This is a genomic window from Synechococcus sp. CS-1333 (assembly GCF_025128015.1).
GTDB lineage: Bacteria > Cyanobacteriota > Cyanobacteriia > PCC-6307 > Cyanobiaceae > MW101C3.
In genome coordinates, this window is record NZ_JAHLYO010000027.1 from 74,032 (window position 1) to 97,463 (window position 23,432).

At 70.7% G+C, this 23,432-nt stretch carries 28 protein-coding genes; 17 read left to right on the plus strand and 11 right to left on the minus strand.

Translation table 11 applies throughout. The features are described 5' to 3' along the window. Positions 1–36: 36 nt before the first annotated feature. Positions 37–408 carry a VOC family protein gene (locus KQ303_RS10455; RefSeq protein WP_259730223.1) on the minus strand — a complete coding sequence of 124 codons (372 nt, stop codon included), beginning with the start codon at positions 406–408 and terminating at the stop codon, positions 37–39. A 139-nt stretch (positions 409–547) separates the two neighbouring features. Here KQ303_RS10455 and mtnA point away from each other — a divergent pair, with 139 nt between their 5' ends. Beyond that, the gene (mtnA, locus tag KQ303_RS10460) at positions 548–1,666 is read left to right on the plus strand and encodes an S-methyl-5-thioribose-1-phosphate isomerase (protein WP_259730224.1); all 1,119 of its coding nucleotides are present in this window, start codon (positions 548–550) and stop codon (positions 1,664–1,666) included. Between the two features lie 20 nt (positions 1,667–1,686). Here mtnA and KQ303_RS10465 read toward each other — a convergent pair whose 3' ends face one another. Then, positions 1,687–2,106 (minus strand): cytochrome c oxidase assembly factor 1 family protein, encoded by a 420-nt coding sequence (locus KQ303_RS10465; protein ID WP_259730225.1) that lies wholly within the window; start codon positions 2,104–2,106, stop codon positions 1,687–1,689. 24 nt (positions 2,107–2,130) lie between these two features. Beyond that, entirely contained in the window at positions 2,131–2,559 is a 429-nt protein-coding gene (locus KQ303_RS10470) for a hypothetical protein (protein ID WP_094512601.1), read from the minus strand. A gap of 126 nt (positions 2,560–2,685) precedes the next feature. Here KQ303_RS10470 and KQ303_RS10475 point away from each other — a divergent pair, with 126 nt between their 5' ends. From KQ303_RS10475 to KQ303_RS10490, 4 genes are read left to right on the plus strand one after another with little or no spacing between them, the layout of a single operon-like run. Next, on the plus strand, positions 2,686–3,741 hold the full coding sequence (locus KQ303_RS10475; protein ID WP_259730226.1) for a sulfurtransferase: 1,056 nt from the start codon (positions 2,686–2,688) through the stop codon (positions 3,739–3,741). A gap of 30 nt (positions 3,742–3,771) precedes the next feature. Then, positions 3,772–3,909: a hypothetical protein gene (locus KQ303_RS10480; RefSeq protein ID WP_259730227.1), complete on the plus strand. Its 138-nt coding sequence runs from the start codon at positions 3,772–3,774 to the stop codon at positions 3,907–3,909. Between the two features lie 26 nt (positions 3,910–3,935). Further along, complete coding sequence (locus KQ303_RS10485; RefSeq protein ID WP_259730228.1) at positions 3,936–5,039, plus strand: YeeE/YedE family protein; 1,104 nt, start codon at positions 3,936–3,938, stop codon at positions 5,037–5,039. A gap of 21 nt (positions 5,040–5,060) precedes the next feature. Then, positions 5,061–6,041, plus strand: a complete 981-nt coding sequence (locus KQ303_RS10490; RefSeq protein ID WP_259730229.1) for a class I SAM-dependent methyltransferase — start codon at positions 5,061–5,063, stop codon at positions 6,039–6,041. Here KQ303_RS10490 and KQ303_RS10495 read toward each other — a convergent pair. Both KQ303_RS10495 and KQ303_RS10500 read right to left on the minus strand, forming a co-directional pair. After that, positions 6,038–7,042, minus strand: a complete 1,005-nt coding sequence (locus KQ303_RS10495) for a zinc-binding alcohol dehydrogenase family protein (protein WP_259730230.1) — start codon at positions 7,040–7,042, stop codon at positions 6,038–6,040. The two genes, KQ303_RS10490 and KQ303_RS10495, sit on opposite strands and share 4 nt — an antisense overlap. 10 nt (positions 7,043–7,052) lie before the next feature. Beyond that, a complete protein-coding gene (locus KQ303_RS10500) occupies positions 7,053–7,517 on the minus strand; it encodes a hypothetical protein (protein WP_259730231.1) in 465 nt (154 codons plus the stop codon). Positions 7,518–7,572: 55 nt separating this feature from the next. Between KQ303_RS10500 and KQ303_RS10505 the strand changes: the two genes are divergently transcribed. Beyond that, complete coding sequence (locus KQ303_RS10505; protein ID WP_259730232.1) at positions 7,573–9,717, plus strand: bifunctional aldolase/short-chain dehydrogenase; 2,145 nt, start codon at positions 7,573–7,575, stop codon at positions 9,715–9,717. Positions 9,718–9,774: 57 nt separating this feature from the next. On the opposite strand, the gene KQ303_RS10510 is transcribed toward KQ303_RS10505, so the two are convergent. Then, complete coding sequence (locus tag KQ303_RS10510; protein ID WP_259730233.1) at positions 9,775–10,338, minus strand: hypothetical protein; 564 nt, start codon at positions 10,336–10,338, stop codon at positions 9,775–9,777. 31 nt (positions 10,339–10,369) lie between these two features. Here KQ303_RS10510 and era point away from each other — a divergent pair, with 31 nt between their 5' ends. The 6 genes from era to larB all read left to right on the plus strand — a co-directional run bounded on the left by era (position 10,370) and on the right by larB (position 14,429). Further along, on the plus strand, positions 10,370–11,383 hold the full coding sequence (gene era, locus KQ303_RS10515) for a GTPase Era (RefSeq protein ID WP_259730234.1): 1,014 nt from the start codon (positions 10,370–10,372) through the stop codon (positions 11,381–11,383). Positions 11,384–11,476: 93 nt separating this feature from the next. Beyond that, complete coding sequence (locus KQ303_RS10520) at positions 11,477–11,950, plus strand: phycobiliprotein lyase (RefSeq protein ID WP_259730235.1); 474 nt, start codon at positions 11,477–11,479, stop codon at positions 11,948–11,950. A 5-nt stretch (positions 11,951–11,955) separates the two neighbouring features. Beyond that, a complete protein-coding gene (gene trmD, locus KQ303_RS10525; protein WP_259730236.1) occupies positions 11,956–12,693 on the plus strand; it encodes a tRNA (guanosine(37)-N1)-methyltransferase TrmD in 738 nt (245 codons plus the stop codon). Positions 12,694–12,721: 28 nt separating this feature from the next. Continuing rightward, the gene (gene ispF / locus KQ303_RS10530; protein WP_259730237.1) at positions 12,722–13,201 is read left to right on the plus strand and encodes a 2-C-methyl-D-erythritol 2,4-cyclodiphosphate synthase; all 480 of its coding nucleotides are present in this window, start codon (positions 12,722–12,724) and stop codon (positions 13,199–13,201) included. After that, positions 13,198–13,641 carry a TIGR03792 family protein gene (locus KQ303_RS10535; RefSeq protein ID WP_259730238.1) on the plus strand — a complete coding sequence of 148 codons (444 nt, stop codon included), beginning with the start codon at positions 13,198–13,200 and terminating at the stop codon, positions 13,639–13,641. The genes ispF and KQ303_RS10535 overlap by 4 nt, the downstream gene beginning before the upstream one ends. Further along, positions 13,638–14,429: a nickel pincer cofactor biosynthesis protein LarB gene (larB, locus tag KQ303_RS10540; RefSeq protein ID WP_259730239.1), complete on the plus strand. Its 792-nt coding sequence runs from the start codon at positions 13,638–13,640 to the stop codon at positions 14,427–14,429. The genes KQ303_RS10535 and larB overlap by 4 nt, the downstream gene beginning before the upstream one ends. A gap of 142 nt (positions 14,430–14,571) precedes the next feature. Here the strand turns inward: larB and KQ303_RS10545 are convergent, their stop codons facing one another. From KQ303_RS10545 to ribF, 4 genes are all read right to left on the minus strand, one after another. Next, on the minus strand, positions 14,572–15,555 hold the full coding sequence (locus KQ303_RS10545) for a DUF1517 domain-containing protein (protein WP_369803013.1): 984 nt from the start codon (positions 15,553–15,555) through the stop codon (positions 14,572–14,574). A 28-nt stretch (positions 15,556–15,583) separates the two neighbouring features. After that, the gene (gene thiS, locus KQ303_RS10550; protein ID WP_259730240.1) at positions 15,584–15,793 is read right to left on the minus strand and encodes a sulfur carrier protein ThiS; all 210 of its coding nucleotides are present in this window, start codon (positions 15,791–15,793) and stop codon (positions 15,584–15,586) included. 39 nt (positions 15,794–15,832) lie between these two features. Further along, on the minus strand, positions 15,833–16,939 hold the full coding sequence (locus KQ303_RS10555; protein WP_259730241.1) for a thiamine phosphate synthase: 1,107 nt from the start codon (positions 16,937–16,939) through the stop codon (positions 15,833–15,835). 248 nt (positions 16,940–17,187) lie between these two features. Then, positions 17,188–18,204, minus strand: a complete 1,017-nt coding sequence (gene ribF / locus KQ303_RS10560) for a riboflavin biosynthesis protein RibF (RefSeq protein WP_259730242.1) — start codon at positions 18,202–18,204, stop codon at positions 17,188–17,190. Between the two features lie 139 nt (positions 18,205–18,343). Between ribF and KQ303_RS10565 the strand changes: the two genes are divergently transcribed. After that, complete coding sequence (locus tag KQ303_RS10565; RefSeq protein WP_259730243.1) at positions 18,344–18,943, plus strand: DUF3611 family protein; 600 nt, start codon at positions 18,344–18,346, stop codon at positions 18,941–18,943. On the opposite strand, the gene surE is transcribed toward KQ303_RS10565, so the two are convergent. Beyond that, a complete protein-coding gene (gene surE / locus KQ303_RS10570) occupies positions 18,926–19,753 on the minus strand; it encodes a 5'/3'-nucleotidase SurE (protein ID WP_259730244.1) in 828 nt (275 codons plus the stop codon). The genes KQ303_RS10565 and surE overlap by 18 nt on opposite strands. Before the next feature lie 97 nt (positions 19,754–19,850). Between surE and pheS the strand changes: the two genes are divergently transcribed. From pheS to KQ303_RS10590, 4 genes are all read left to right on the plus strand, one after another. Continuing rightward, positions 19,851–20,858, plus strand: coding sequence for a phenylalanine--tRNA ligase subunit alpha (gene pheS / locus KQ303_RS10575; protein WP_094512622.1), 1,008 nt, complete (start codon positions 19,851–19,853; stop codon positions 20,856–20,858). 92 nt (positions 20,859–20,950) lie between these two features. Further along, complete coding sequence (locus tag KQ303_RS10580) at positions 20,951–21,907, plus strand: NAD(+) kinase (protein WP_259730245.1); 957 nt, start codon at positions 20,951–20,953, stop codon at positions 21,905–21,907. Further along, entirely contained in the window at positions 21,904–22,572 is a 669-nt protein-coding gene (locus KQ303_RS10585) for a response regulator transcription factor (RefSeq protein ID WP_259730246.1), read from the plus strand. The genes KQ303_RS10580 and KQ303_RS10585 overlap by 4 nt, the downstream gene beginning before the upstream one ends. Next, positions 22,569–23,177: a DUF192 domain-containing protein gene (locus KQ303_RS10590; protein ID WP_259730247.1), complete on the plus strand. Its 609-nt coding sequence runs from the start codon at positions 22,569–22,571 to the stop codon at positions 23,175–23,177. Before KQ303_RS10585 ends, KQ303_RS10590 begins: the two co-directional genes overlap by 4 nt. Positions 23,178–23,432: the final 255 nt, after the last annotated feature.

The window sequence follows — 23,432 nt, forward strand, 5'->3', positions numbered from 1 at the left end:
CTTCATTCCGCCACCTGATCCTCCTGGTGGCTTCGGCTAACGCAGTGAATGCAGCCCGATTGGGTTGCCCTCCGTGTCGATGACCACGGAGATGAAGCCGAAGTTACCGATCGCCATCTTCGGGCGGCACACCGTGCCGCCAGCGGGCACCACGCGGCTTTCCTCCACCGCGCAGTCGTCGCAATTGAAATACACCATCGTGCCGCCTTTCCCCGGTTCGCACCCCGCCATCTGCATCAGTGCCCCACCGGCGCCCACATGGCTGTCATCCATCGGGAAGCACCAGTAGGCCATCTCCGGGTTGGAGAAGTCCTGGAATTCCACCTGGAACACGGCCGTATAGAACGCTTTGGCCCGCTCGATGTCGTGCACGTTCAGCTCAAACCAGGTGACCGGATTCGATGCCATGGCCTGGAGGGAGAGGTTCAGCCGATTTTAGATTGGTTTTCTGATCATTTCCTGCCGTGGTGTTCTGGCTCACGTCAGCGCCCGGCGCCGCTGGGCAGCAGGGCGAAACAATGGGGCCGATGCCCGCACCCGCACCCCCATGAACATCGACGGCAAGCCCTGGCGCACCATCTGGCTGGAGGAGGACGGCCGCTCGGTCGGTGTGATCGACCAGACCCTGCTGCCGCACCGCTTCGTAACCCGCTCGCTCACCAGCGTCGAGGAGGCCGCCGAGGCGATCGTCACCATGGTGGTGCGGGGGGCTCCCCTGATCGGCGTCACCGGGGCCTACGGCCTGATGCTGGCCTTGCAGGCCGATCCCTCCGATGCCTCCCTGGCTGAGGCCTTCGAGCGCCTCGATGCCACCCGCCCCACCGCCATCAACCTGCGCTGGGCCCTGGAGCGGGTGCGGGCCGCCGTGCTGCCTCTGGCGGTGGAGCTGCGCGCCGAGGCGGCCAAGGCCGAGGCGGCCGCCATCGCCGCGGAGGACGTGGCCATGTGCGAGGCGATCGGCGACCACGGCCTGCGCCTCTTCCAGGAGATCGCCGCCCGGCGCCCCGAGGAGCGCCGCGGGCAGCCCCTGAACGTCCTCACCCACTGCAACGCCGGCTGGCTGGCCACGGTCGACTGGGGCACGGCCCTGGCGCCGATCTACAAGGCGCACCGCTCCGGCCTGCCGATCCACGTATGGGTCGATGAGACCCGCCCCCGCAACCAGGGGGCAAGCCTGACCGCCTTCGAGCTGGGACGCGAAGGAGTGCCCCACACCGTGATCGTCGACAACGCCGGCGGCCACCTGATGCAGCACGGCCAGGTGGATGCGGTGATCGTCGGCACCGACCGCACCACCCGCTGCGGCGACGTCTGCAACAAGATCGGCACCTACCTCAAGGCCCTGGCCGCCCACGACAACGGCGTGCCCTTCTACGTGGCCCTGCCTGCCTCCACCATCGACTGGTCGATCGCCGACGGGGTGCAGGAGATCCCGATCGAGGCCCGTTCCCCCCTGGAGGTGACCCGCATCGCCGGCAAGCCCGCCGCAGGGGAGCCCACCAGCGTGCAGCTGGTGCCCGACGGCAGCGACGGCTTCAACCCCGCCTTCGATGTCACCCCCGCCCGCCTGGTGACGGCCCTGATCACCGAGCGGGGCGTGGCGCCGGCCAGCGAAGCGGGCCTCCAGGCCCTCTATGCGGCCCCGGTGGCGGTGGCCGCGGGTTGAGCCGCTGCCCGTCGCTCGATTCAGAGCGAGGGCCGCAGCAGGCTGATGGGTTCACCGGCGCCGTCCGGCCGGACCGTCAGGGTGGAGTAGGTCCAGGTGCCGGCGCTCTGGCGGGCCTCCACGTACAGGGTGCCGTTGCCCCTGGACCCCTGCAGGGGAATGGCCAGGTTGGCCTGGCCCGTGCCACCGGAAAGATTGACGCTGCCGGACACCAGCAAGCCCCCATTGATCGGGGCGCCCAGCCGACTGATCACCACCGGATCCTTCTGGGCCTTGGCCAGGGCCTGCTGGTAGGGCGTGGTCGATTTGATCAGCCCGAACACGAGGCCGACGATCAGAGCGATGAAGCCGGCAAGCCCGGCCACCCCCGTGAGGCAGCCGGCCGGCACCAGCCATTTCCAGTTGTGGGCCCACCAGTTGGGGGCTGGCTTGCTGTCCATGGGGCCACTCTGGTCCTTGACCCCTTAGAGCCCTTCGAAGCGGACGTTGAGGTTCAGCTGGTTGGGGCCGAGGGCGGTGGCCTGAAGCACCAGGGCGGCCGCCTTGCCCTCGGCGGTGCCATCCACCTTGGTGCCAGCCGGCGGATCCAGCACCAGGTTGAAGCCCCACGGGCCCACCACGGTGTTGATCTTGCGCTCGCTGTAGCCCTGCTTGGCCAGGGAGGCCTTCACCTTGGCGAGCAGCTCGTCCGGCTTGCCGGGCAGCTGGGTGTTGAGGCTGGTCTGGCCGATGGCGTTGGCGGCGAACAGGCTGGCGGCCGGCTTGGGCAGCGGCAGTGACAGGCCCTTGAGCAGGGATCCGGCGGGGGTGGCCAGGGCGGCTCCGCCGACCAGGGCGCCGGCTCCCACCAGCAGGGAGGTGGAGAAGGCCAGCAGACGGGGACGCCAGTCCATGGCTTGTTTGCAAGGTCGCAGGGACGTTACCCCGATTCGTCGGGACACACCCAGACGTGGTTGAACACACAGGGCCCCAGCGGGGCCATCCTTTAAACATCGGTAAATCGGTCGCCTTTGCGTTCAATGTTCCCGCAGACCTCCCGCCCAACCCGGCGCCTGCTGCTCTCGGTCGCGGCCGGGACCGCCACCGCTGCCGCACTAGCTGCCACCGGCTTCGCCCTCAGCGACGCGCCGATCACCCGGGCCATCGCCGCCGCTCCGGCCCAGGCCAGCACCGGTGTGACCACCCTGGCGCCGGGGGGCACCAGCTTCCAGGTGTTCTCTCCCGAGGAGGCCGCCGCCGCCGCCCGCTCGGGGCGCTGGAAGGTCCTCGACGTGCGCCCGGTGCCGCCGCTCTCCTACATCGGCGGCCACGTGCCCGGGGCGGTGCATCTCTCGGAGCAGGCCTTCCGCGGACCGAACGGCCGCCTGCCCTTCCAGATCTGGAGCCCCGCCAAGCTGGCCAGCCTGCTGAGCCAGGCCGGCATCTCCGACCGGGATTCGGTGCTCGTCTATTCCGACGGTAACGATGTGCTGGGCACCTCCCTGGTCTCCTACATCCTCGAGAAGAGCGGCGTGCGCCAGGTGGCCATCGTCGATGGCGGCCTGAGCGGCTTCAAGGCAGCTGGGCAGAGCACCACCAAGGCCTTCCCCAGCTTCCAGGCCGGCAGCTTCCGGCCCACCACGGTCAAGGGCCTGGCCATCAGCCTCAGCGAACTGGAGCCCCTGATCGGCCGCAGCGACGTGGTGATCATCGACCCACGCCCCAAGGCCCAGTTCGAAGGCACGGACCAGACCTTCATCCGCAACGGCCACATCCCAGGAGCGAAGAACATCCCCTGGCAGACATTCACCGAAGCCAACAACGCCGACGAGGCGAAGAAAAACGCTCACAAGCTCCGCTCCCTCGACGAGATCCGGGCCCTCCTGGTGAGCCGCGGCATCACCCCGGATAAGGAGATCATCGTGTCCTGCAGCACCGGCCGGGAGGCCAGCCTCCAGTTCCTCACTCTCAGGCACCTGCTCAAGTACCCCCGGGTGCGGATCTACGAGGGCTCCTGGACCGAGTACAGCGCCTCCAAGCTGCCGATTTCCGTGGGGCCTGAGGGCAGCCCACCCCAGCAGGTGAGCCTCCGCTGAGCCCCTCCCCCGTTCCCTCTCCCCCCCGCCATGGCCATGACCACCTTCCGTGTCCGCTTCTGGGCGCTGGCCAGCCTTCTGCTGCTGCTGTTCGCTCCGGCCGCCGCCCTGGCCTGCGACACCGGCGGTGACAGCTCGGCCCCCGCCGCCAAGACGAAGAAGCGTTGAAACGGCCGCTTCCCCCAGCGCTGGCCGTGGCCCCGGCCATCGCCATCGGGGTGGCCCTGGCGTTACGGCAACCGACCTCCGCCCTCGTCTGGGGGCTGGGGTGTGGCCTCGGCCATGCCCTGGTCCGCTCCGGGTTCGGTTTCGCCTCCGGCTATCGCCGGCTGATCGAGCGGCGGGATCCCCACCCGGTCTTCGCCCAGCTGCTGCTGGCGGCGCTGCTGGTGATCGCCATGGCCCTGGTGCTCACCGCCGAGCCCCTCACCGGCCTGCAGCCGAAGCTGCTGGCCACCCCCCTCACCCTGCCCTTCCTGGCCGGAGCCTTCCTGTTCGGCATCGGCATGGAGCGGGCCCGGGCCTGCGGCTGCGGCACCCTGGCGGCCACCTCCCGCGGCGGCGGCGGCGTGCTGGCCGCCCTGATCGGCCTGATCGTCGGCGCCTTCCTCGGCACCCTGCACGCCCCGCAGCTGGCGGCCCTGCCCCTGCCGCGCCTCCCGTCCCCGGTCGGCCTGGAGCTCTTCGGCCTGCTGGGCGCCCTGACCCTGCAGCTCGCCTTCATGGCCCTGATCGCCGTGCTGCTGACGCGCTGGAGCGGCCAGGTCCCCTGGCGCTCACCCAGCCGCCGGCTCTACGGCGGCGCCATCGCCGTCGCCCTGCTGGCCACGGGCCTGCTGCTGGTGACGGCCGAGCCCTGGAAGGTGCTTTGGGGCCTGGCCCTCAGTGGCGCCCACGCCGCCCAGGCCCTGGGCTGGGATCCAGGCAGCAGCCTGTTCTGGTCAAGTCCCCGGGGCCAGGCCCTGCTGGCGGGGCCGGAGGCCTGGCTGTTCAACGAGGCCGTGCTCGTGGATCTGGGCCTGCTCTACGGCGCCGTCGCCACCGCCCTGGCCGAGGGCCGTTTCCGCTGGCGCGGTGAGCGGTCCGAGCCCCTGCCGGACCTGGCCCGGCGTGGCTTCGGCGGCCTGCTGATGGGCTACGGCGGGGTGCTCGCCTCGGGGTGCAACGTCAATGCCTTCTTGGGCGGGGTGATGAGCTTCAGCCTGCACGGCTGGATCTGGCTGGCGGTGGCCCTGGCGGGCTTCGCGGCCTCGCTGCGGTTGCGCCCGGCGCCGGGGGCCGCAACGCCGTCAGACTGAGTCGCCGCCCCTTCGCCGTCCATGGCCCAGGCCCAGCCTGCCGCTCCGGCCCTGACCGCCGCCGCCCCGCCCCCCAACTGGGTGGCCTCGCGCCATCCTCTCGGCTGGCTGATCGACCGGCTGCTGGCCGTCGAGCCCCTGCGGCGGCTGCTGTTCCTGCAGGCCCGCCAGCTGATCATCCGCACCGCCGAGCGCCGCGGCATCGCCTGGCGGGCCCGGCGCGAGGAGCTGGTGCGCCAGGCCGAGCCGCTGCTGGCCAGCAGCACCGAGGCGGCCACCCAGACGCCGGCCTACTACCGGGCCCGGTTCCACGCTTACCAGGAGGGCAATCTCTGCTGGGCGGCGGCCGGAGAGGCGGAGCAGGCCACCGATGCCATGGCCCTGCGGGTGTGGCCGGGGGAAACCCTCGAGCCCCAGGACGCCCAGCGGCGGCTGAGGGACGCGATCTTCGCGGCGATCGAGCCCAGCCTTTCGGGGCCCGTGCGCAGCGCCCTCGACATCGGCTGCTCGGTGGGCGTCGGCACCCTGGCCCTCAAGGACTGGCTGGACCGGCGCGAGGGCCCAGACGTGGACGTCGAGGGGCTCGATCTCTCCCCCCAGATGCTCGCGGTGGCCAGGGTCCGGGATCCCGGCGGGCGGATCCGCCGCTGGCACCACGCCGCCGCCGAGGCCACCGGCCTGCCGGCGGCGAGCGTCGATCTGATCACGCTGCAGTTCGTCTGCCACGAGCTGCCCGCCGGCGCCACCCGGGCGGTGCTGCAGGAGGCGGCCCGGCTGCTGCGGCCCGGCGGGGTGGTGGCCCTGGTGGATCAGGATCCCGATTCGGCCGTGATCCGCCGCCTGCCGGCGCCGATCGCCACCCTGCTCAAGAGCACCGAGCCCTACCTGGCCGACTACTTCAGCCTCGATCTGCCCAGGACCCTGGAGCAGGCCGGCTTCCGCGACGTGCGCCGGGAGGCCTGCGACCCCCGCCACCGGGTGCTGGTGGCGCGTCTGGCCTAGGCCCAGCCGACCAGGGCGATCTTGCCGATCGTGCTGCCGCTGGCCAGCTGGGTGTGGGCAAGCTCCAGGTTGGTGGCGTTGATGGGGCTGAGGGTGCGGCCCAGGGTGGGGTGCAGCTCGCCGGCCTCGAACAGCTCGGCGAGCCGGTCGAGGATCTCCCCCTGCCGCCCCATGTCGGCGGTCTGGAACTGGGAGCGGCTGAACATGAACTCCCAGGCGAACGTCACGCTCTTGGCCTTGAGCAGGTTGAGGTCGAGGGGGCGGCGGTTGCCCACGATCGCCACGATCGACCCCAGCGGGGCGATGAGTTCGGCCATCACCTCCCAGTAGGCGTCGGTGTCGCTGAAGTTGGCGATGTGATCCACCGACCCGAAGCCCAGGGCGGCCAGCTGGGGAGCCAGGGGCCGGTGGTGGTCGACGACGTGGTGGGCCCCCAGCTCCCGCACCCAGGCGGCGCTCTCGGGACGCGAGGCACTGGCGATCACCACCGCCCCGGCCCGGCGGGCCAGCTGGATGGCGATCGAGCCCACCCCGCCGGCGCCGCCGAGGATCAGCAGGCTGGCGCCACCCCCGCACCCGGCCGCACCAGCGTCGAGCGGATCGAGCCCGAGCCGCTCGAACAGTGATTCCCAGGCCGTCAGCCCCGTCAGCGGCACGCTGGCTGCCTCGGCCCAGGAGAGCCGGGCCGGTTTGCGCCCCACCAGCCGCTCGTCCACCAGCACGGCTTCGGCGCTGCAGCCGGCCCTGCCCGCATCGCCGGCGAACATCACCGGATCCCCCACCCGGAAGCGGCGCACCCGCTCCCCCACCGCGCTCACCACCCCGGCACCGTCCCAGCCCAGCTGCTTCGGAGCCGCGCCGGGGCCCACGGCGGCCCGCAACTTGGTGTCGATCGGGTTCACCGCCATCGCCTCGATCCGCACCAGCAGGTCGTGGGGGCCGGGCACGGGCTCCGGCAGCTCCGTGTCCACCAGGGCAGGGGTGGCGAGAATCGCTCTCATGGCGGCGGGGTCAGTAGCGGCAGTAGCCCACCTCCCCCTTCAGGGGCGGTTTGCAGGGGAAGCGCAGCGGCACGAAGATCCGGTTGCCGTTGGCGTCGTTGGTGAGCGAGATGTTGCCCTGCACGTAGAGCTCCCGGCGCCAGAGGCCCCCCAGCCGGTCGCGCAGCCGGTCGCTGCCGCTGGGGTCCTTGCCCTTGCCGGACACCTCCCGGTAGGTCATCGACAGGCCGTCCTTCCAGCGGATCTTCAGGCCGCCGGGCATCTGCTCATCGACGCAGGCCAGGCGCTTGTCGTTGTACTCGCAGTCCTTCCAGCCGTCGCGGGGAATCTGGGGCGGGTTCGGCTGCTGGGCCGGGCCGGGCGCCGCCAGGGCCAGCAGCACCAGTGGCACCACCGGCAGCAACGCCGCAGCCGCCCACCCCCTGCCCTTCTGCTGCGGGCTGAGCGGGGGCCTGCGGCGGCAGTGGGACGACACGGGCAGGCCCTGCAGGGTGGCTCCCCGTAGTCTCCCCCAAGCTCCTTCCCGTCCCATGGCCGTGCTCAACCGCTGGTCCGACGCCGATGCGCAGGCGGCTGTGGCTCACTACGGCGCCCGGGGCGTGAGCGAGGCGCTGGCCCTGCGCACCTACTCCGCCCGCTTGCTGGGCGCCGACCCGGAACTGGTGTTGCACGGCGGCGGCAACACCTCGCTGAAAACGAGCGTCACCGACCTCCTAGGTGACCCCATCTCCGTGCTGTGCGTCAAGGGCAGCGGCTGGGATCTGGCCACGATCGAGCCGCCGGGTCACCCGGCCGTGCAGCTGGAGCCGCTGCTGCGGCTGCGCGCGCTGCCGTCCCTCAGCGACGAGGACATGGTGGCGGCCCAGCGGCGCCACCTGATCGATCCGGCGGCGCCCAATCCCTCGGTGGAGGCCCTGCTGCATGCCTTCCTGCCCCACGCCTTCATCGATCACACCCATGCGGTGGCGCTGCTGGCGCTGGCCGACCAGCCCGACGCCGAGGCGGTGTGCCGCCGGATCTATGGCGAGCGGGTGGCGATCGTTCCCTACGTGATGCCCGGCTTCGCGCTGGCCAAGGCCGCCGCGGTGGCCTATGAGGCGGCTGCGGCGTCCGCCGCCGCCCGCGGCCAGGAGCTGGAGGGGATGGTGCTGCTCCAGCACGGGCTGTTCTCCTTCGGGGCCACGGCCAAGCAGAGCTACGAGCGGATGATTGCGCTGGTGGAGGAGGCCGAGCGCGCCCTCAGCCACAGCGAGCGCCTGTTTCAGCCATGCGCCCTGCCGAGCCGCCCGGCACCTGCGGCGGCGTTACTGCCGCTGGTGCGCGGGGCCCTGAGCCGGGCCGCCGAGCGTGAGGGCTGTGCGCGCCGCTGGCTGCTGGATCTGCGGCAGACCGCCACCGCCCTGGCCGTGGCCAACGACCAGCGCCTTGGCGCCTGGGCCGGGCGGGGGGTCGCCACCCCCGACCATGTGATCCGCACCAAGGCCCAACCGTTGGTGCTGCCGCCGGCGCCGCCGGCAGAGGGTCCCGGGGCCGGGCCGGCCCTGCAGGCCTGGGCGGCGCAACTGGAGGCGGCGATGCAGGGCTATGTGGACGACTATCAGGCCTATGTGCAGCGCCAGAACAGCCGCGTGGGCGGCCACAAGACGCCGCTGGATCCCCTGCCGCGCGTGATCGCCATCCCCGGCCTGGGCCTGGTGGGGGTGGGCGCCAGCGGGTCAGCGGCCGCAGTCACCGCCGACATCGCTGAGGCCTGGGCCCAGACGCTGCTGGCCGCCGAGGCGCTGGGCCGCTTCCAGCCCGTCGGTGAGGACGACACCTTCGACATGGAGTACTGGAGCCTGGAGCAGGCCAAGCTCGGCAAGGGTAAGGAGCTGCCCCTGGCCCGGCACGTGGTGCTGGTCACCGGTGGAGCGGGTGGCATCGGCGCGGCGATCGCCCGGGCGTTCGCCGCCGCCGGCGCTGAGGTGGCCGTGCTCGATCGTGACGCCGAGGGGGCCGCCGCCGTGGCCGCCAGCTGCGGCAAGCGGGCGCTGGCGCTCACTGCCGATGTCACCGCACCGGCGCAGGTGCGCGCGGCCATCGATCAGCTGGTGACCCGCTTCGGTGGCCTCGACCTGGTGGTGTCCAATGCCGGCGCCGCCTGGACCGGTCCGATCGCCACCCTTGAAGACGCCGATCTGCGTGCCAGCTTCGAGCTCAACCTTTTCGCCCACCAGCACGTGGCCCAGGCCGCTGTCGCCGTGTTCCGGGCCCAGGACGGCGCAGGCCACACCACGGCTGCTCACGAGGCCTCCCCGCTGGGCGGCCAGCTGCTGTTCAACGTCTCCAAACAGGCCCTCAATCCCGGCCCGAACTTCGGTGCCTACGGCATCGCCAAGGCGGCCCTGCTGGCGCTGATGCGCCAATACGCGCTCGAGGGGGGGACGGAGCGCATCCGTGCCAATGCCATCAATGCTGATCGCATCCGCTCCGGCCTGCTCGACGACGCCATGATCCGCGCGCGCTCCGTCGCCCGCGGCGTCAGCGAGGCCGCCTACATGGGCGGCAACCTGCTGGGCCAGGAAGTGACCGCCGCCGATGTGGCCGAGGCCTTCGTGGCACTGGCCCGCCTGGATCGCACCACCGGCGCCGTGCTCACCGTCGATGGCGGCAACGTGGCGGCGATGGTGCGGTAAGGGATCAAGCCCACCAACCAAGTGCCGGCCCATGCGCTTGCAAGCAGCCATTCCCTCTCAAGCGGGCTCTGCCACTTCCTTGATCGCCGCCGCGATCGCGGCACGCTGCTCGGCGTCGTAGCCCCAGCGCTCCAGGAAGGCCACGTCGTTACCACGGCCTGCCGTGGCCTCCAGCAGCGTTTCCAGCCGCTCCTTCACAGCCCTGGGCTCGAGCAGGCGCAGCAACTCCACACACCGCTGGTGCACCCGCTCGGAACTGGCCTGCATGGCTCCATCGTCCTGGCGCTGATGGTGCAAGGCCATCGCCTTGCTCATCGCCAGGTTGCGGGCGGTGAGATCCACCACACCGGCGCCTGCCTGGCGTAACTGCCACACCAGGCCATCGGGCAGGCGGTCCATCAGGGGGGAATCGCCGGCCAGCGCCACCACGAAGAACCCCCTCGCGCCATCGCGGCTCTGCACCAGCTCCCCCACCCGATCAGCCAGCACTTCGTCGCTCAGCTCACCGTTCTCCCACAAGCCCAGCCATTGGGCCGTGATCTCCATGGCCTGCGGAAAACTGGGAACAGCGGCAGGGCTTCCGGCCCCTGCACCGAGTGAAGCCGGGGTGGAGGCAGACATCGACGGCCCGTGGGGTGACACTGTTGAAGGTATGCATTCTCCGCTCCTGCCGGCGAGCCATCCGCCCGACTTCCGCTCCGGGTTCGTGGCCCTGGTGGGCCGGCCCAACGTCGGCAAATCGACGCTGCTCAACCAGCTGGTGGGGGAGAAGGTGGCGATCACCTCCCCCGTGGCCCAGACCACCCGCAACCGTCTGCGGGCCATCCTCACCACTCCCGCCGCCCAGCTGGTGCTGCTGGACACTCCCGGCATCCACAAGCCCCATCACCTGCTGGGGGAACGGCTGGTGCGCAGCGCCCGCTCCGCCATCGGTGACGTGGACGTGGTGCTGTTGCTGGTGGACGGCAGCCAGCCGGCCGGCCGCGGCGACGGCTTCATCGTGGAGCTGCTGCGCCAGAGCCGCAGGCCGGTGCTGGTGGCCCTGAACAAATGGGACCTGGTGGATCCGGCAGAAGCCACCGCACTGCAACGCAGCTATGACGCCCTGCTGAACGACCGAGGAACCACCGGCTTCCGCGGCGACGAGCCCGGCGGTGCCCCTGCTGACGCCACCAGCGGCGCAGGCGCCCGTGAAGCCCTCGCCCCCTTCGCCGAGCTCTTCCCGTGCAGCGCCACCAGCGGCGAGGGCTGCGAGGCGCTGGTGGCGGCCCTCACGGCACGGCTGCCGCTGGGCCCGGCGCTCTACCCGGCCGACACCATCAGCGACCAGCCGGAGCAGTTGCTGCTCGCCGAACTGATCCGCGAGCAGGTGCTGACCCTTACCCGCGAGGAGGTGCCCCACTCGGTGGCGGTCCAGGTGGAGCGGATCGTGGAAGACGGCAAGCGAACGGCCGTGCTCGCCACGGTGGTGGTGGAGCGCTCCAGCCAGAAAGGCATCCTGATCGGCAAGGGCGGCACCATGCTGCGGGACATCGGCAGCGGCGCCCGCGTCCAGATGCAGAAGGTGTTCGACGGGCCCGTGTACCTCGAGCTGTTCGTGAAGGTGGTGCCGAACTGGCGCCGCAACCCGGCGCGGCTGGTGGAGCTGGGCTACCGGGAGGAGTGAAGGCTGGCTGCGCGGCGGCGCGCTGGGCCCTGCCGTTGCCGCTGGGCCCTGAGCCGTGCTTCAGGATGGGCGCACCGCCCACCCACCGCCGCCATGACCGGCCCCAGCCCAGCGTTTCCTCCGGCGGATCTGCCCGCCTTCCTGCAGCTCTGCGCCGGCCGCTGGATGGGTCTGCGCAGCACGCTGGCCGGCAGCGCCAGCAGCAACCCTGACGACGGCGCCGCTCCCTTGAGCGAGCGGGGGGAGGTGGAGGTGACCCTGCTGGAGTCAGGTGCCGCAGGCGATCTGGGCGGCCTGCAGGTGAATGCCCCGGAGGGCATCCGCAGCACGCTCGGCTTTGACGGTGACGGCGGCCTGCGGGGCGTCGACGGAACGATCGGTCGCTGGCAACTCTGGCCTGACGGCAGCCTGGAACTGGAACTTCAGCGCCGTGAGGGCCTGGTGCGGGAACGGATCTGGTTCACCAAGCCCAACCTGCGCCTGCGCAGCAGCGTGGAGCACCGCGCCGATGGCAGTGCCGCGGTGGCCAGCTTTTGCAGCGAGATTCGCCGCGTGAGCGCCTCCTGAGCACCATGAGCGGCCTACGGATCGATGTCGTGACGCTGGTGCCGGAGGCCTTCGAGCCCCTGCGCGGGCTCGGGGTGATCGGCCGCTCGTTCGCCGCCGGTCGGGCCAGCCTGCACACCCACAACCCCCGCGATTTCGCCACCGACCGCTACTGCAAGGTGGACGATGTGCCCTACGGCGGTGGTGCGGGCATGGTGCTCAAACCTGAGCCCGTGTTCGCCGCCTTCGAGGCGATCCCGCAACTGGAACGCCGCACGGTGTTGCTGATGAGCCCGCAGGGCCAACCCCTGCAGCAGGCCCACCTGCGCCACTGGGCCACCAGCTGCGATCAGCTGGTGCTGCTCTGCGGCCACTACGAGGGCTTCGACGAACGCATCCGCAGCCTGGCCGATGCCGAGGTGTCGATCGGCGACTTCGTGCTCACCGGCGGGGAGCTGCCGGCGATGACCGTGATCAACGGGGTGGTGCGGCTGCTGCCCGGCACGGTGGGCACCGCCGCCTCGCTCGACGACGAAAGCCACAGCGCCCTGCTCCTGGAGCATCCCCAGTACACCCGCCCCGCCAGCTTTCGCGGCATGGAGGTGCCCGAAGTGCTGCGCAACGGCCACCACGCGGTGATCGCCAACTGGCGACACGAGCAGCAACTGCAGCGCACCCGCGAGCGCCGCCCCGATCTCTACCAGCGCTGGCTGGAGCAGGGTGGCTGCGCGGACGACGCGTCCGCGCAGGGAGAATGCCCATGATGGCTCCGCTTCGCCTCACGGCTTCGGCATGCAGCTGCGCATCGGCAACGGCTACGACATCCACCGGCTGGTGAGCGGACGTCCCCTGATCCTCGGGGGCATCCGGCTCGACCATCCGCTCGGCCTCGATGGTCACAGCGACGCTGACGTACTGGTGCACGCGCTGATGGATGCCCTGCTGGGCGCCCTCAGCCTCGGCGACATCGGCCGCCATTTCCCGCCGGAGGACGCGCGCTGGAAAGGCGCCGACAGCCTGCTGCTGCTGGAGCGGGTGATGGAGCTGGTGCGCGAGCGGGGCTGGCAGGTGGTGAACGTGGATGCGGTGGTGGTGGCGGAGCAGCCCAAGCTCAAGCCCCACATCGAGGCCATGCGCGCCGCCATCGCCGCACGGCTGGCGGTGGAGCCGGAACAGGTGGGGGTGAAAGCCACCACCAACGAAGGTCTGGGCCCCACCGGCCGGCAGGAGGGCATCGCCTGCCACGCCGTCGCCCTGCTGCAGAAACCATGAAGGGCTGGTGGCTGGCGCTCAGCCTGGGGTTGGCCCTGCTGGTGGCCCCTGGGCTGCACCCGGCCATGGCTCATGCCACGACGGGCGTTGCCGGCGCAGGCGCAAGAGCTGAAGCTGGAGCCTTCGAGTTCTTGCGGTTGCGGGTGCCGGCAGAGCAGCGCAACTGCTGGTTGCAGGCTGAAGCGGTGGGGTGGGGGCCCTGGTTGGAGCGGCAGCAGGGTTTCGCGGGCCGAGAGCTGTTCTGGAACGCCCGCGACACGGAAGGCGTGCTGCTGATCCGCTGGCGGCGGGCGTCCGACTGGCATGGCCTTGCAGAAACCAGCCTGGCGGAGCCCCAGCAACGCTTCGAGGCGGAGGCACGCCGCTGTCTGGCTCTGCCCGCCACCGCAGACAACCCCTTTGCGCTGCTGGGCAGCGCCGAACTGCTGCCGCAACCATGAACACCTTCGACACCGGGCCGATCCCTCCCCACAACGACCCCGAGATCGCGTCTCAGCACAACCCGGGGCCCGGCCTGATTGCTGGGGTGGCCGAGCTCGATCTGGAGCGTCCGCTGCGGCTGGGGATGACAGAAGCGATCTGGGGCCAGGACAAGAGCGCCGCACAGATGGCCGCCATCCTGCTGCGGCTGGCCCAGACCGCCCAGACCGTTCTGGTGACGCGCGTGAGCGACGAGAAGGCTGCCGCTGTGGCCGTTCTCTGCCGAGAGGCGCTGCCGCCGCTACCGGCAGAGCGGGCTCTGGCCTATCACCCGATCGCCCGCTGCCTGACGCTCGGCCTGCAGGAGGGCAGCAGCGAGCCGCCCGTGGCTGCCACGCCGTCGGTGGCGGTGGTGTGCGCCGGCAGCAGCGATCTGGCTGTGGCCCAGGAGGCGGGCCTGGCCCTGCGCTGCCACGGCATTGCCCACGACCTGGTGGTTGACGTGGGCGTGGCGGGACTGCAGCGCCTGCTCGGCAAGCTGGAGCGGCTGCGGCGTGCCCGCGTGTTGATCGTGTGCGCCGGCATGGAAGGGGCCCTGCCCACCGTGGTGGCCGGGCTGTTGCCCCAGCCGGTGATCGCCGTGCCGGTGTCGGTGGGCTACGGCGTGAGTGCAGGCGGCATGGCGGCGCTGCACGGCATGCTCGCCAGCTGCGCGCCAGGGCTTGCCGTGGTGAACATCGACAACGGCTACGGCGCCGCCATGGCCGCTCTGCGCATCCTCAACACAAGGGAACAGGGCGATAACTGAGCGGGTTGCCAGCTCAAGCGGTTGAACCGGCTGTGGCCGACAGCCGGTTCAACTGATGGGATCGAGCGGGTGCAGCCGTTGCTTGGCCTTTGCAGGGGTTGAACGGCTATGGCTGTGTGGCGCGTGCAGCCGTGGCTGAGGCTCAGAGGTGCTGCAGCTGTGGGTAGGCGGTAAGCAGTTCCTCGGTGCTGAGCACTTCGCCCTCGCCTTCGGGCTGCCAGATCACTTCGAGGGCCAGCAGATCAGTGGAGCTCACAGCTCCCAGCACGCCAAGCGCGTTGCGGAGGTCGTCGGCAGTGCTGGCGGATTTGATCGGGATGCGGCCGCGGCTGGCCACCAGCAGGGTGATGGCGATGAAATCGCTGGTGGCATCGGCGTTGCCCACCGGCGCGGCGGCATCCTGGAAGCGCTTGCCGCCCACATTGGAGGTGACCTCGCGGCGCAGCTTGCTGCGCTCTGTCATCGAGAGGCGGTTGAAGGTGGTTTCGGCGCTGGGAAAGGGCACCTGACCCACTTCCACGTTGGCGTACACCCAGAGATCGGGGTTGCGCAGCAACGACAGGGTGGTTTCCTGCAGCACCCGCTGCAGGCCGGCGCTGCTGCCGGTGTCCGCCTGTGCCGCCAGGCGGCGCAGGTCGCTCTGCAGATCGCGGGCTGTGGCGAGCAGTCCCATCTGCAGCTGCGCCACTGCCACGGGGCCGTCCGCGCGGGGAGCGACCATCGCCCCGCCGCCATTGCCGCCGGTCAGCGCGCCGCCACCCCCACCGCGCAGGGTGTTGGCGATCACGCCCACGATCGCCATCAGGACCAGGAAGCCGAACAGGCCGCCGCCGCCGAAGCCGAAGATCGGGATCAGGAAGGGGAAGCCGATGCCGCCGCCGAAGCCGCCACCGCCGCCCCGGTAGCCGCCACCCCCGAAGCTCCCGCCACCACCGCCGCTGAAGTTACGCGGCATGGAGGGGGCGGAACGGAAACTGCCGCCGCCGATGCGGCCACCGCTGGCGGCCTGGCTCGGCTGCGGCGCAGCGAACATCACCAGGGTGCTGAGCAGGAACGGCAGCACCAGCCAGGCCGACAGGCGCAGGCGCCCCGCGCTGGCACGGCCGGTGGCTTGGGGAGAGGACACGTCAGTTGCCGCTGCGAATGGCTCGAATCTAGGAACCACCCCCCACGATGGTGACGACTTCCAGAACGTCTCCATCGTTGAGGGTCTGCTCCGGCCAATGCCGCCGGGCCAGCACCGTGCCGTTGAACTCGACCACCACCAGGCGGGGCTCGTAGCCGAAGTTCTTCAGCGCCTCCTGCAGGCTGAGACCTGCCTGGCACTGGCGGGCCTCACCGTTGAGTTTCAGAGAGAGGGTCACGGCAGCGGAAGGGCGAAGAGGTGGTGGAGGCGACGGAGTTCAGGGCAGGGGTGGTGAGGGAAATGGTGCTGAGTGAAGTGGTGGCAGGGCAGCCAGAAGCTCGCGGCTGGCCGCCGCCGGATCGGGGGCCTCCATGATCGCGCGCACCACCGCCACGCCCCTGGCGCCGGCCGCCAATACCGGCGCGAGCGTGGCGGCCTCGATGCCGCCGATGGCGAAGAAAGGCAGCGGGCTCTCCGCCGCGGCCTCACTGAGATAGGCGAACCCCACCGGCGCGCGGCCGGGCTTGGTGGGTGTGGCATGCACGGGCCCCACCCCCACGTAGTCACAGCCATCGGTCACGGCCTGGCGCAGCTGCTCGATGCAGTGGGTGCTGCGGCCGATCAGGCGCTCCGGCCCGAGCAGGCGACGGGCGATCGCCGGTGGCAGATCCCCCTGGCCCAGGTGCACGCCATCGGCGTCCACCGCCAGGGCCAGATCCACCCGGTCGTTCACCAGGAACAGGGCGCCATGGCGAGCGCAGAGCCGGCGCAGGGCGGTGGCTTCGGCGAAGCGCTGGCTGTCGTCGGCCTGCTTGGCCCGGTACTGCACCAGGCGGACCCCCGCCTCCAGGGCAGCCGCCACCGTGGTTTCGAGAGCTTCAAGGGTCTGGCAGGGGCTGGTGATCAGATACAGCCGGCAGGAGGCCAGCTGCTGACGGCGGTGGCCCAGGCCCGCCGTGGCCTGCAGCACGGCCACTTCCAGGTCGTAGGCGAGGTAGCGGAGCGCTGAGGCCTCAGCCGCCAGCTCCGGATCACTGCTGCGGCCGAATTCCTCAAGCACCCGCAGGGCTTCCTGCACCCGGGCGGCATTGGCCCCCAGCACTGCCGCCGAGCCAAGCCGCTGCTGCTGGGCCGGATGGGCCAGGCCCGCCGCCGGATCGGTGGCGCTGTGGCGCGCCTGCTTATAGATGTCCTGATGGCGCCGGCCGAGCCGCTGGCGCATGTCCTTGCTGCGGGTCACCAGGTCGTCGCGGCCGAGGCCGAAGCGGCACCAGTCTTCGATCACCCGCAGCCCCTCCCGGGCCCGGTCGAGGTTGGCGTCCAGCAGGCGCAGCACGGCCGGCTCCGCCAGCTGTGGAGCGGAGGCAGAGGAAGGGAAGTCCATCGGTACAGAGGCAGGGATAGGGCGGGCAACGGTGAGGCCGCGAGGCGGCGGGCCCGTGAGGCAATGAGACGGCGTGGAGGTGAGCCAGTGAGGCGTCGAGCCAGCCAGGTGGTGGCAAGTGGGCGGACAGCGCCGTGATGGCGCGGCGGGAATGGGGGGACGGGACGGAATGGGCTCGTTAGGGTGGGGGACCATTCCCAGAGCCCATGAATTCCGGCGGCGGCGACAGCCCGATGTGGGTGCTGGTTTCAGGGATTCTGCTGCTGGGCGGCATCGCGGCCTTCATCAGCTGGGGCCTCACGAACGCCTATCCCGCCGGCTGATCTGGCCACCGCCGCCTCAAGCACGCGCTCGGGCATCAGCGCCCAGGCCTGCTCGGCATCCCGGCCGATCTGGGCCTTGAGGGCCTCCAGGCTCTCGAACCGCTGCTGGGAACGCAGCAGCTCCAGCGGCTGCACCTCCAGCACGTGCCCCTCCAGCTCGATCTGGCGATCCAGCAGGTGCACCTCCACCGCCGAGGGCGCCAGGGGGTCCACCGTGGGCTGCGGCCCCAGATTCATCACCGCCGCCATAGGGCCGCCACCCTGGGTCCAGGCCAGGGCGGCATACACCCCCTCCAGCGGCAGGAACTTGCGCCCGTCCACCGCCAGGTTGGCCGTGGGCCAGCCGAGCGTGCGGCCCAGCCGGCGCCCGCGCCCCACAGTGCCGCTGAACCGGTAGGGACGCTCCAGCAGCCGCCCGGCCTCATCGATCCGGCCAGCGGCCAGGGCCCTGCGGATGCGGCTGCTGCTCACCCGCTCGCTGCCATCCCACAGCATCGGCAGCACCGACACCTTCAGGCCGTGCTGGGCGCCGATCGCGACGAGGGCAGCCGCATCACCGCAGCGGTTCACGCCGAAGCGGAAGTTCTCTCCCACTGCCACCTCGCGGCACTGCAGCGCCGCCACCAGAATCCGTTCGACGAACTCCTGCGGTGTGAAGCAGGCGAGCTCGCGGGTGAAGGACACCATCACCAGCTGGCGGATGCCGAAGGGTTGAAGCAGCGAGAGCTGCTCGCTGGGCAGATCGAGGCGCAGGCGGGGCTCGCCATGCAGCAGCTCGCGGGGATGGGGCCAGAAGCTCACCACCGTGGGCACCAGGCCAGCGGTGGGGGCGGCAGCGATCGAGGCGATGACCCGTTGGTGACCCTGGTGCAGGCCGTCGAAGCTCCCAAGGGCGACGGCGGTGGGGGTCAGGGCATCCTGGGGAGATCGCAGCGGTATCAACTGTCCAGACGGTTCCCGCGGGGGTCCATCCTTCCACGCGGCGCCGGGCGCTGTGGCCCGGCGGTCAGGGCCTCGCAGCACGGGTGGCCGGCCATGCCAAGTTTGTTGCCATTCGCCTTTCCCCGCGCAAGCGCCGCCGATGGCCGATCGCCTCGATCTCCAGCTGGTATCCGCGGCGGTGCGTCGCATGGCCTGGATCCGTTTCTGGACCCAGGTGGTGCTGTCCGTGGTGGTGGTGGGGGTGCTGATCTTCAACAACATCGGCACCCGGCTGATGGCCAACACCCAGCGGGCCCTGGGACTGGGCCCCGGGCTGTCGCTCACGACGCTGTCGTTTTTCGTGCTGCTCTGGAGCCTCTGGCAGGGCTGGCTGATGGTGCGCTGCGGCCGCGCCCTGGCCAGCCCGGTGCGGCCCAGCCGCGGTGAAACCGGCCGGCTGATCAAGCGCAGCGTGCTGGGCGATCTGCTGGGCCTCACCCTGGCAGCAGTGGGCTACCAGGCCCTGGCCGGCAGCCTGTTCGTGCAGGCCTCCATGCAGGTGCCCGGCTTCTTCGGCGCCCAGATCACGACGCCTGGCGGCACCGGCAGCAGGGTGATGGGCCTGCCGATCACCTCGATCGAGATGCTCTCAGTGCTGAGCAACACCCAGGTGCTGTTCGCCCATCTGGTGGGCCTGCTGCTCAGCCTGTGGCTGCTGCAGCGGGTCTACAGGCCGCTGCCGTCAGAGCGGCCCGGCTGAAAGGGACCCCTGCACCAGCAGGGGATCGAGTGCCGCAAGCTGCGACAGCGCCCCACGCCAGAACAGTTCCGGCTGCAGCGGCGTGAGCGCCGCACCACCGCTGTGCACCTGCTCCACATCCGTGGGCCAGTCGCGCGGGCCGGCGGTGGCCGCCTCCAGATCGTTGACCACCTCACCAGCGAGCCAGTAATAGGTGCGGCCGCGCGGATCGGTGCGGCAATCGAACTGATCCACGTAGCGGCGCACCGCCGGACGGCACCAGCGCACCGGGCCGATCGCAGCGGCGGGCTGGGCCGGCACGTTCAGGTTCAGCAGCAGGCCTTCGGGCCAGCCACCGGCGAGCATCTGCTCGGCCACCTCCAGCGCCAGCCCCGCCGCCGGGCCGAACTCGCGCCAGTCGAAGCAGGCGCTGCTCACCGCCAGCGCCTTAAGGCCCTCCAGGGTGCCCTCCATCGCCGCCGACACCGTGCCGGAATAGAAGACATCGCTGCCCAGGTTGGGGCCGTGGTTGATGCCGGAGAGCACCAGATCGGGCGGTTCCGCCAACAGGCGGCCCAGGGCCAGCTTCACGCAATCGGAAGGGGTGCCGCTGCAGGCCCAGGCCACCACCCCTTCAGCGAACAGGGCATCGGCCCGTTCCGCCCGCAGCGGGGTCTGCAGCGTGAGGCCGTGGCCGGTGGCGGAGCGTTCCTGGTCGGGGCAGACCACCGTGACCCGATGCCCCCGGGCGGCGGCGGCATTCGCCAGGGTGCGGATGCCCTCGGCGAACACCCCGTCGTCGTTGCTGATCAGGATGCGGAGGGGATGCATCGGCGCGAGCACAGCGGCGGCAGAGGTGGAGGGATCCAGCCTGGCGGCAACCTAGGCGGCCCGGATCCGTACAGTCGAGCCGCTACGCCACCCCTCCGTGAGCGCCACGATCACCCTCCAGCAGCTCACCGATCAACTCGATGCCCTTGAGGCAGAAGCGGCTGCCGAGGTGCGGGCAGCTCCCGCCGCCGCCGACCTGGAGCAGTTGCGGGTGGCGCTGCTGGGCAAGAAGGGGCGGCTTTCGGCGGTGCTCGGCGCCATGGGCAAGCTCTCGGCCGAGGAGCGGCCGCTGGTGGGACAACGGGCCAACCGGCTCAAGGAGCAACTGCAGGCCCTGCTGGGCGAGCGGCTGGAGGCGCTGCGCGAGGCCGCCATGGCCGAGAAGTTGCGCGGCGAAAGCCTCGATGTGACCGCACCGAGCCGCTACGTGCCCGCCGGCCACCGCCATCCACTGATCACCACCACCGAGGAGATCGTCGACATCTTTGCGGGCCTCGGTTATCGGGTGGAGGAAGGCCCGGAGGTGGAGACCGACCACTACAACTTCACCGCGCTCAACATCCCGCCCCACCACCCGGCGCGGGACATGCAGGACACCTTCTATCTGACGGCCAGCACCCTGCTGCGCACCCACACCTCACCGGTGCAGATCCGCCATCTGGAGCAGAACCCACCGCCGGTGCGGATCGTCGCGCCGGGGCGCGTGTACCGACGGGATGCGGTGGATGCCACCCATTCGCCGGTGTTTCACCAGGTGGAGGTGCTGGCGATCGACGAAGGGCTGGATTTCAGCCACCTGCGCGGCACGGTCACCACCTTTCTGCAGGCCTTCTTCGGCGACCTGCCGGTGCGGTTCCGCGCCAGCTACTTCCCCTTCACCGAACCCTCCGCCGAGGTGGACGTGCAGTGGCGCGGCCGCTGGCTGGAGGTGATGGGCTGCGGGATGGTTGATCCGGCGGTGCTGGAGGGGCTGGGACTGGACCCCGAGCGCTGGAGTGGCTTCGCCGCCGGACTGGGGGTGGAGCGCTTCTGCATGGTGCGCCACGGCATTGATGACATCCGCCGCCTCTACACCAGCGATCTGCGCTTCCTCGAACAGTTCTGACCCTGCGGAGTGCCCGCCAGGATCCCCACACCAGCACCACCACTGAGAGCCGGACCCCCCTCATAAACTCTCAAAACCCCTGCGCGCGATCGGTGCCCTGCGTCGGACTGATCGTCAACGACGGCAAGGCTGTGGCCGTCCGCACCGCCGATGCGATCGAGGCGCGCTTCATCGCCGCCGGCAGCACGGTGGTGCGTGTGAGCAGTTCCGGCGGCATGGTGGGCTTCGCCAACCCCGACACGCACCTGCGCAGCCTCGGCTACGCCGCCTGCGTGCCGTCCAGTTTTCATGGGGCAATGCAACTGGCGGTGGTGCTCGGCGGGGATGGCACCGTGCTCTCCGCCGCCCGCCAGACGGCCCCGATCGGGGTGCCGATCCTGACGATCAACACCGGCCACATGGGCTTCCTGGCCGAGGCCTACCTCAACGAGCTCGATGCGGCCCTCGACCAGCTGCTGCAGGGCAACTGGACGGTGGAGGAGCGCACCATGCTGGTGGTGAGCGTGATGCGGGGGGAGCATCGCCGCTGGGAGGTGCTCTGCCTCAACGAAATGGCCCTGCACCGGGAGCCGCTCACCAGCATGTGCCACTTCGAGATCGCCATCGGCCGCCACGTGCCGGTGGACATCTCGGCCGACGGGGTGATTCTCTCGACCCCCACAGGCTCCACCGCCTATGCCCTCTCCGCCGGCGGTCCGGTGATCACCCCCGACTGCCCGGTGCTGCAGCTCACCCCGATCGCGCCCCATTCATTGGCGTCCCGCGCCCTGGTCTTCAGCGACCGGGAGCCGGTGACCGTGTTCCCCGCCACGCCCGAGCGGCTGATGATGGTGGTGGACGGCAGTGCCGGCTGCTACGTGTGGCCGGAAGACCGGGTGCTGATCCGCCGCAGTGAACATACGGCCCGCTTCGTGCGACTGCAGGACCACGAGTTCTTCCAGGTGCTGCGCAACAAGCTGGGCTGGGGCCTGCCCCATGTGGCCAAACCCGACAGCCATGAGCACGGCGGCGGCGGCCCGCGCCCGGAGATCGGGGATGAGCGGGCGTGAGCCAGCCGTTGATCCTGCTGATCGGCCCGGAGGCCGAAGCGATGGCGCCGCGGCTCGAAGCCTCCGGTTACAGCACCGCCCTGGCGGGCTCCCTGCCCGAGCCCGCCGCCGCGGTGCTGCTGTCTGGGGAGATCGGCGCTCTCAGCATTCCTGCCCTGCGGCTCACGATGGAGCAGGTGCCCCTGCTGCTCGACATCGTCGAGGACAGCGTGGAGGGCCGCTCCGAGTGCCTCAGCGCCGGTGCCAATGATTTCTGGCTGTCGTCGGCCGGTGCCAGCGATCTGCTGACGCGGCTGCGGCTGATCCTGCAGCGGCGCGTGCAACCCCTGCCGATCAAGGCCGTCCTGGAGGTGGCCGATCTGCGGCTCGACCCCACCCTCAAACGCGTCCAGCGCGGCAACCGCGTGCTCACCCTCACGGGCCGTGAATACCGGCTGCTGGTGCTGCTGGTGCGCCAGGCGGGCGAGGTGCTGAGCCGCGAGCAGATCCTGCGGGAAGCCTGGGACGACCAGACCGAAGCTGCCAGCAACGTGGTGGAGGTGTATGTGCGCTACCTGCGCCAGAAGCTCGAGGAAGGGGGTGAGCGCCGCTTGATCCATACGGTGCGGGGGCGGGGCTACTGCCTCTGCGATCGTCAGCTTCCCAGCGGCAAGCCGGCGCCATGACACCCACCCCCCTGCGCTCCAGCGGTCAGAGGCCCGCAGCCTTGACGGCCCTCAGTGGTCCCTTACGAGTGATCGGGCGGGGGGCCTTGCTCCGGGTGATGGGGCTGGGCGTGCTGGCGGTGGTGGTCGGGCCGGTTGGGGTCATAGGGGCCGCTGCGGCCGGCGCGGCATCCACTGCGCAGGGGCCCCCGCAGTTTCTGCCGCTGGAAGCGGAATGGTGTCTGGAGCATCCCGCCAGGCCTGGTGGCTGCATTCAGCTGGAGGTGCCGCGCAGCGTGCGCCAGATGGCCCTGGGGTTGATGGAGCGGCCCCCGCTCGGCCCGTTGCGGGGCATGTGGTTTCGCTTTGATCCGCCCACACCGGTGAGCTTCTGGATGCACCGTGTTCCCCAGCCACTCGACCTGATCTACCTGCGCCAGGGGCGGGTGATCGCCATCGATCCAGCCGTGCCGCCCTGTCCACGCCTGCCATGCCCCAGCTACGGGCCGGCGGAACCCGCCGATGGGGTGGTGGAGCTCCAGGCTCACGAAGCCCAGCGGCTCGGGATCGTGGTGGGCAGCCCGGCACCCCTGCGCTGGCTCCCCGGCCGGGGTGCTGGCCGCTGATCGGTGCGTGGCGAACCACAGACCGAAAAGAGTAAGCACTGATCTCTGAGCACTGATTCTCTGAGCACGGAGCGCTTCGTCGCTGAACGGTGAGCGCTGAACAGTGCGGACCGAGCGTCAAGCACAGAGCGGCTGCATCAGGGAAAGCTGGGGCAAGCAGCTCAGCGGATGCGCAGGATTGGATTGGCGGAAGTGGGCCCGTTGCCGTTGGCCGCCCTGCCGACCGCCTTTGCCTGGAGCCGCCGCCTGCAGGCC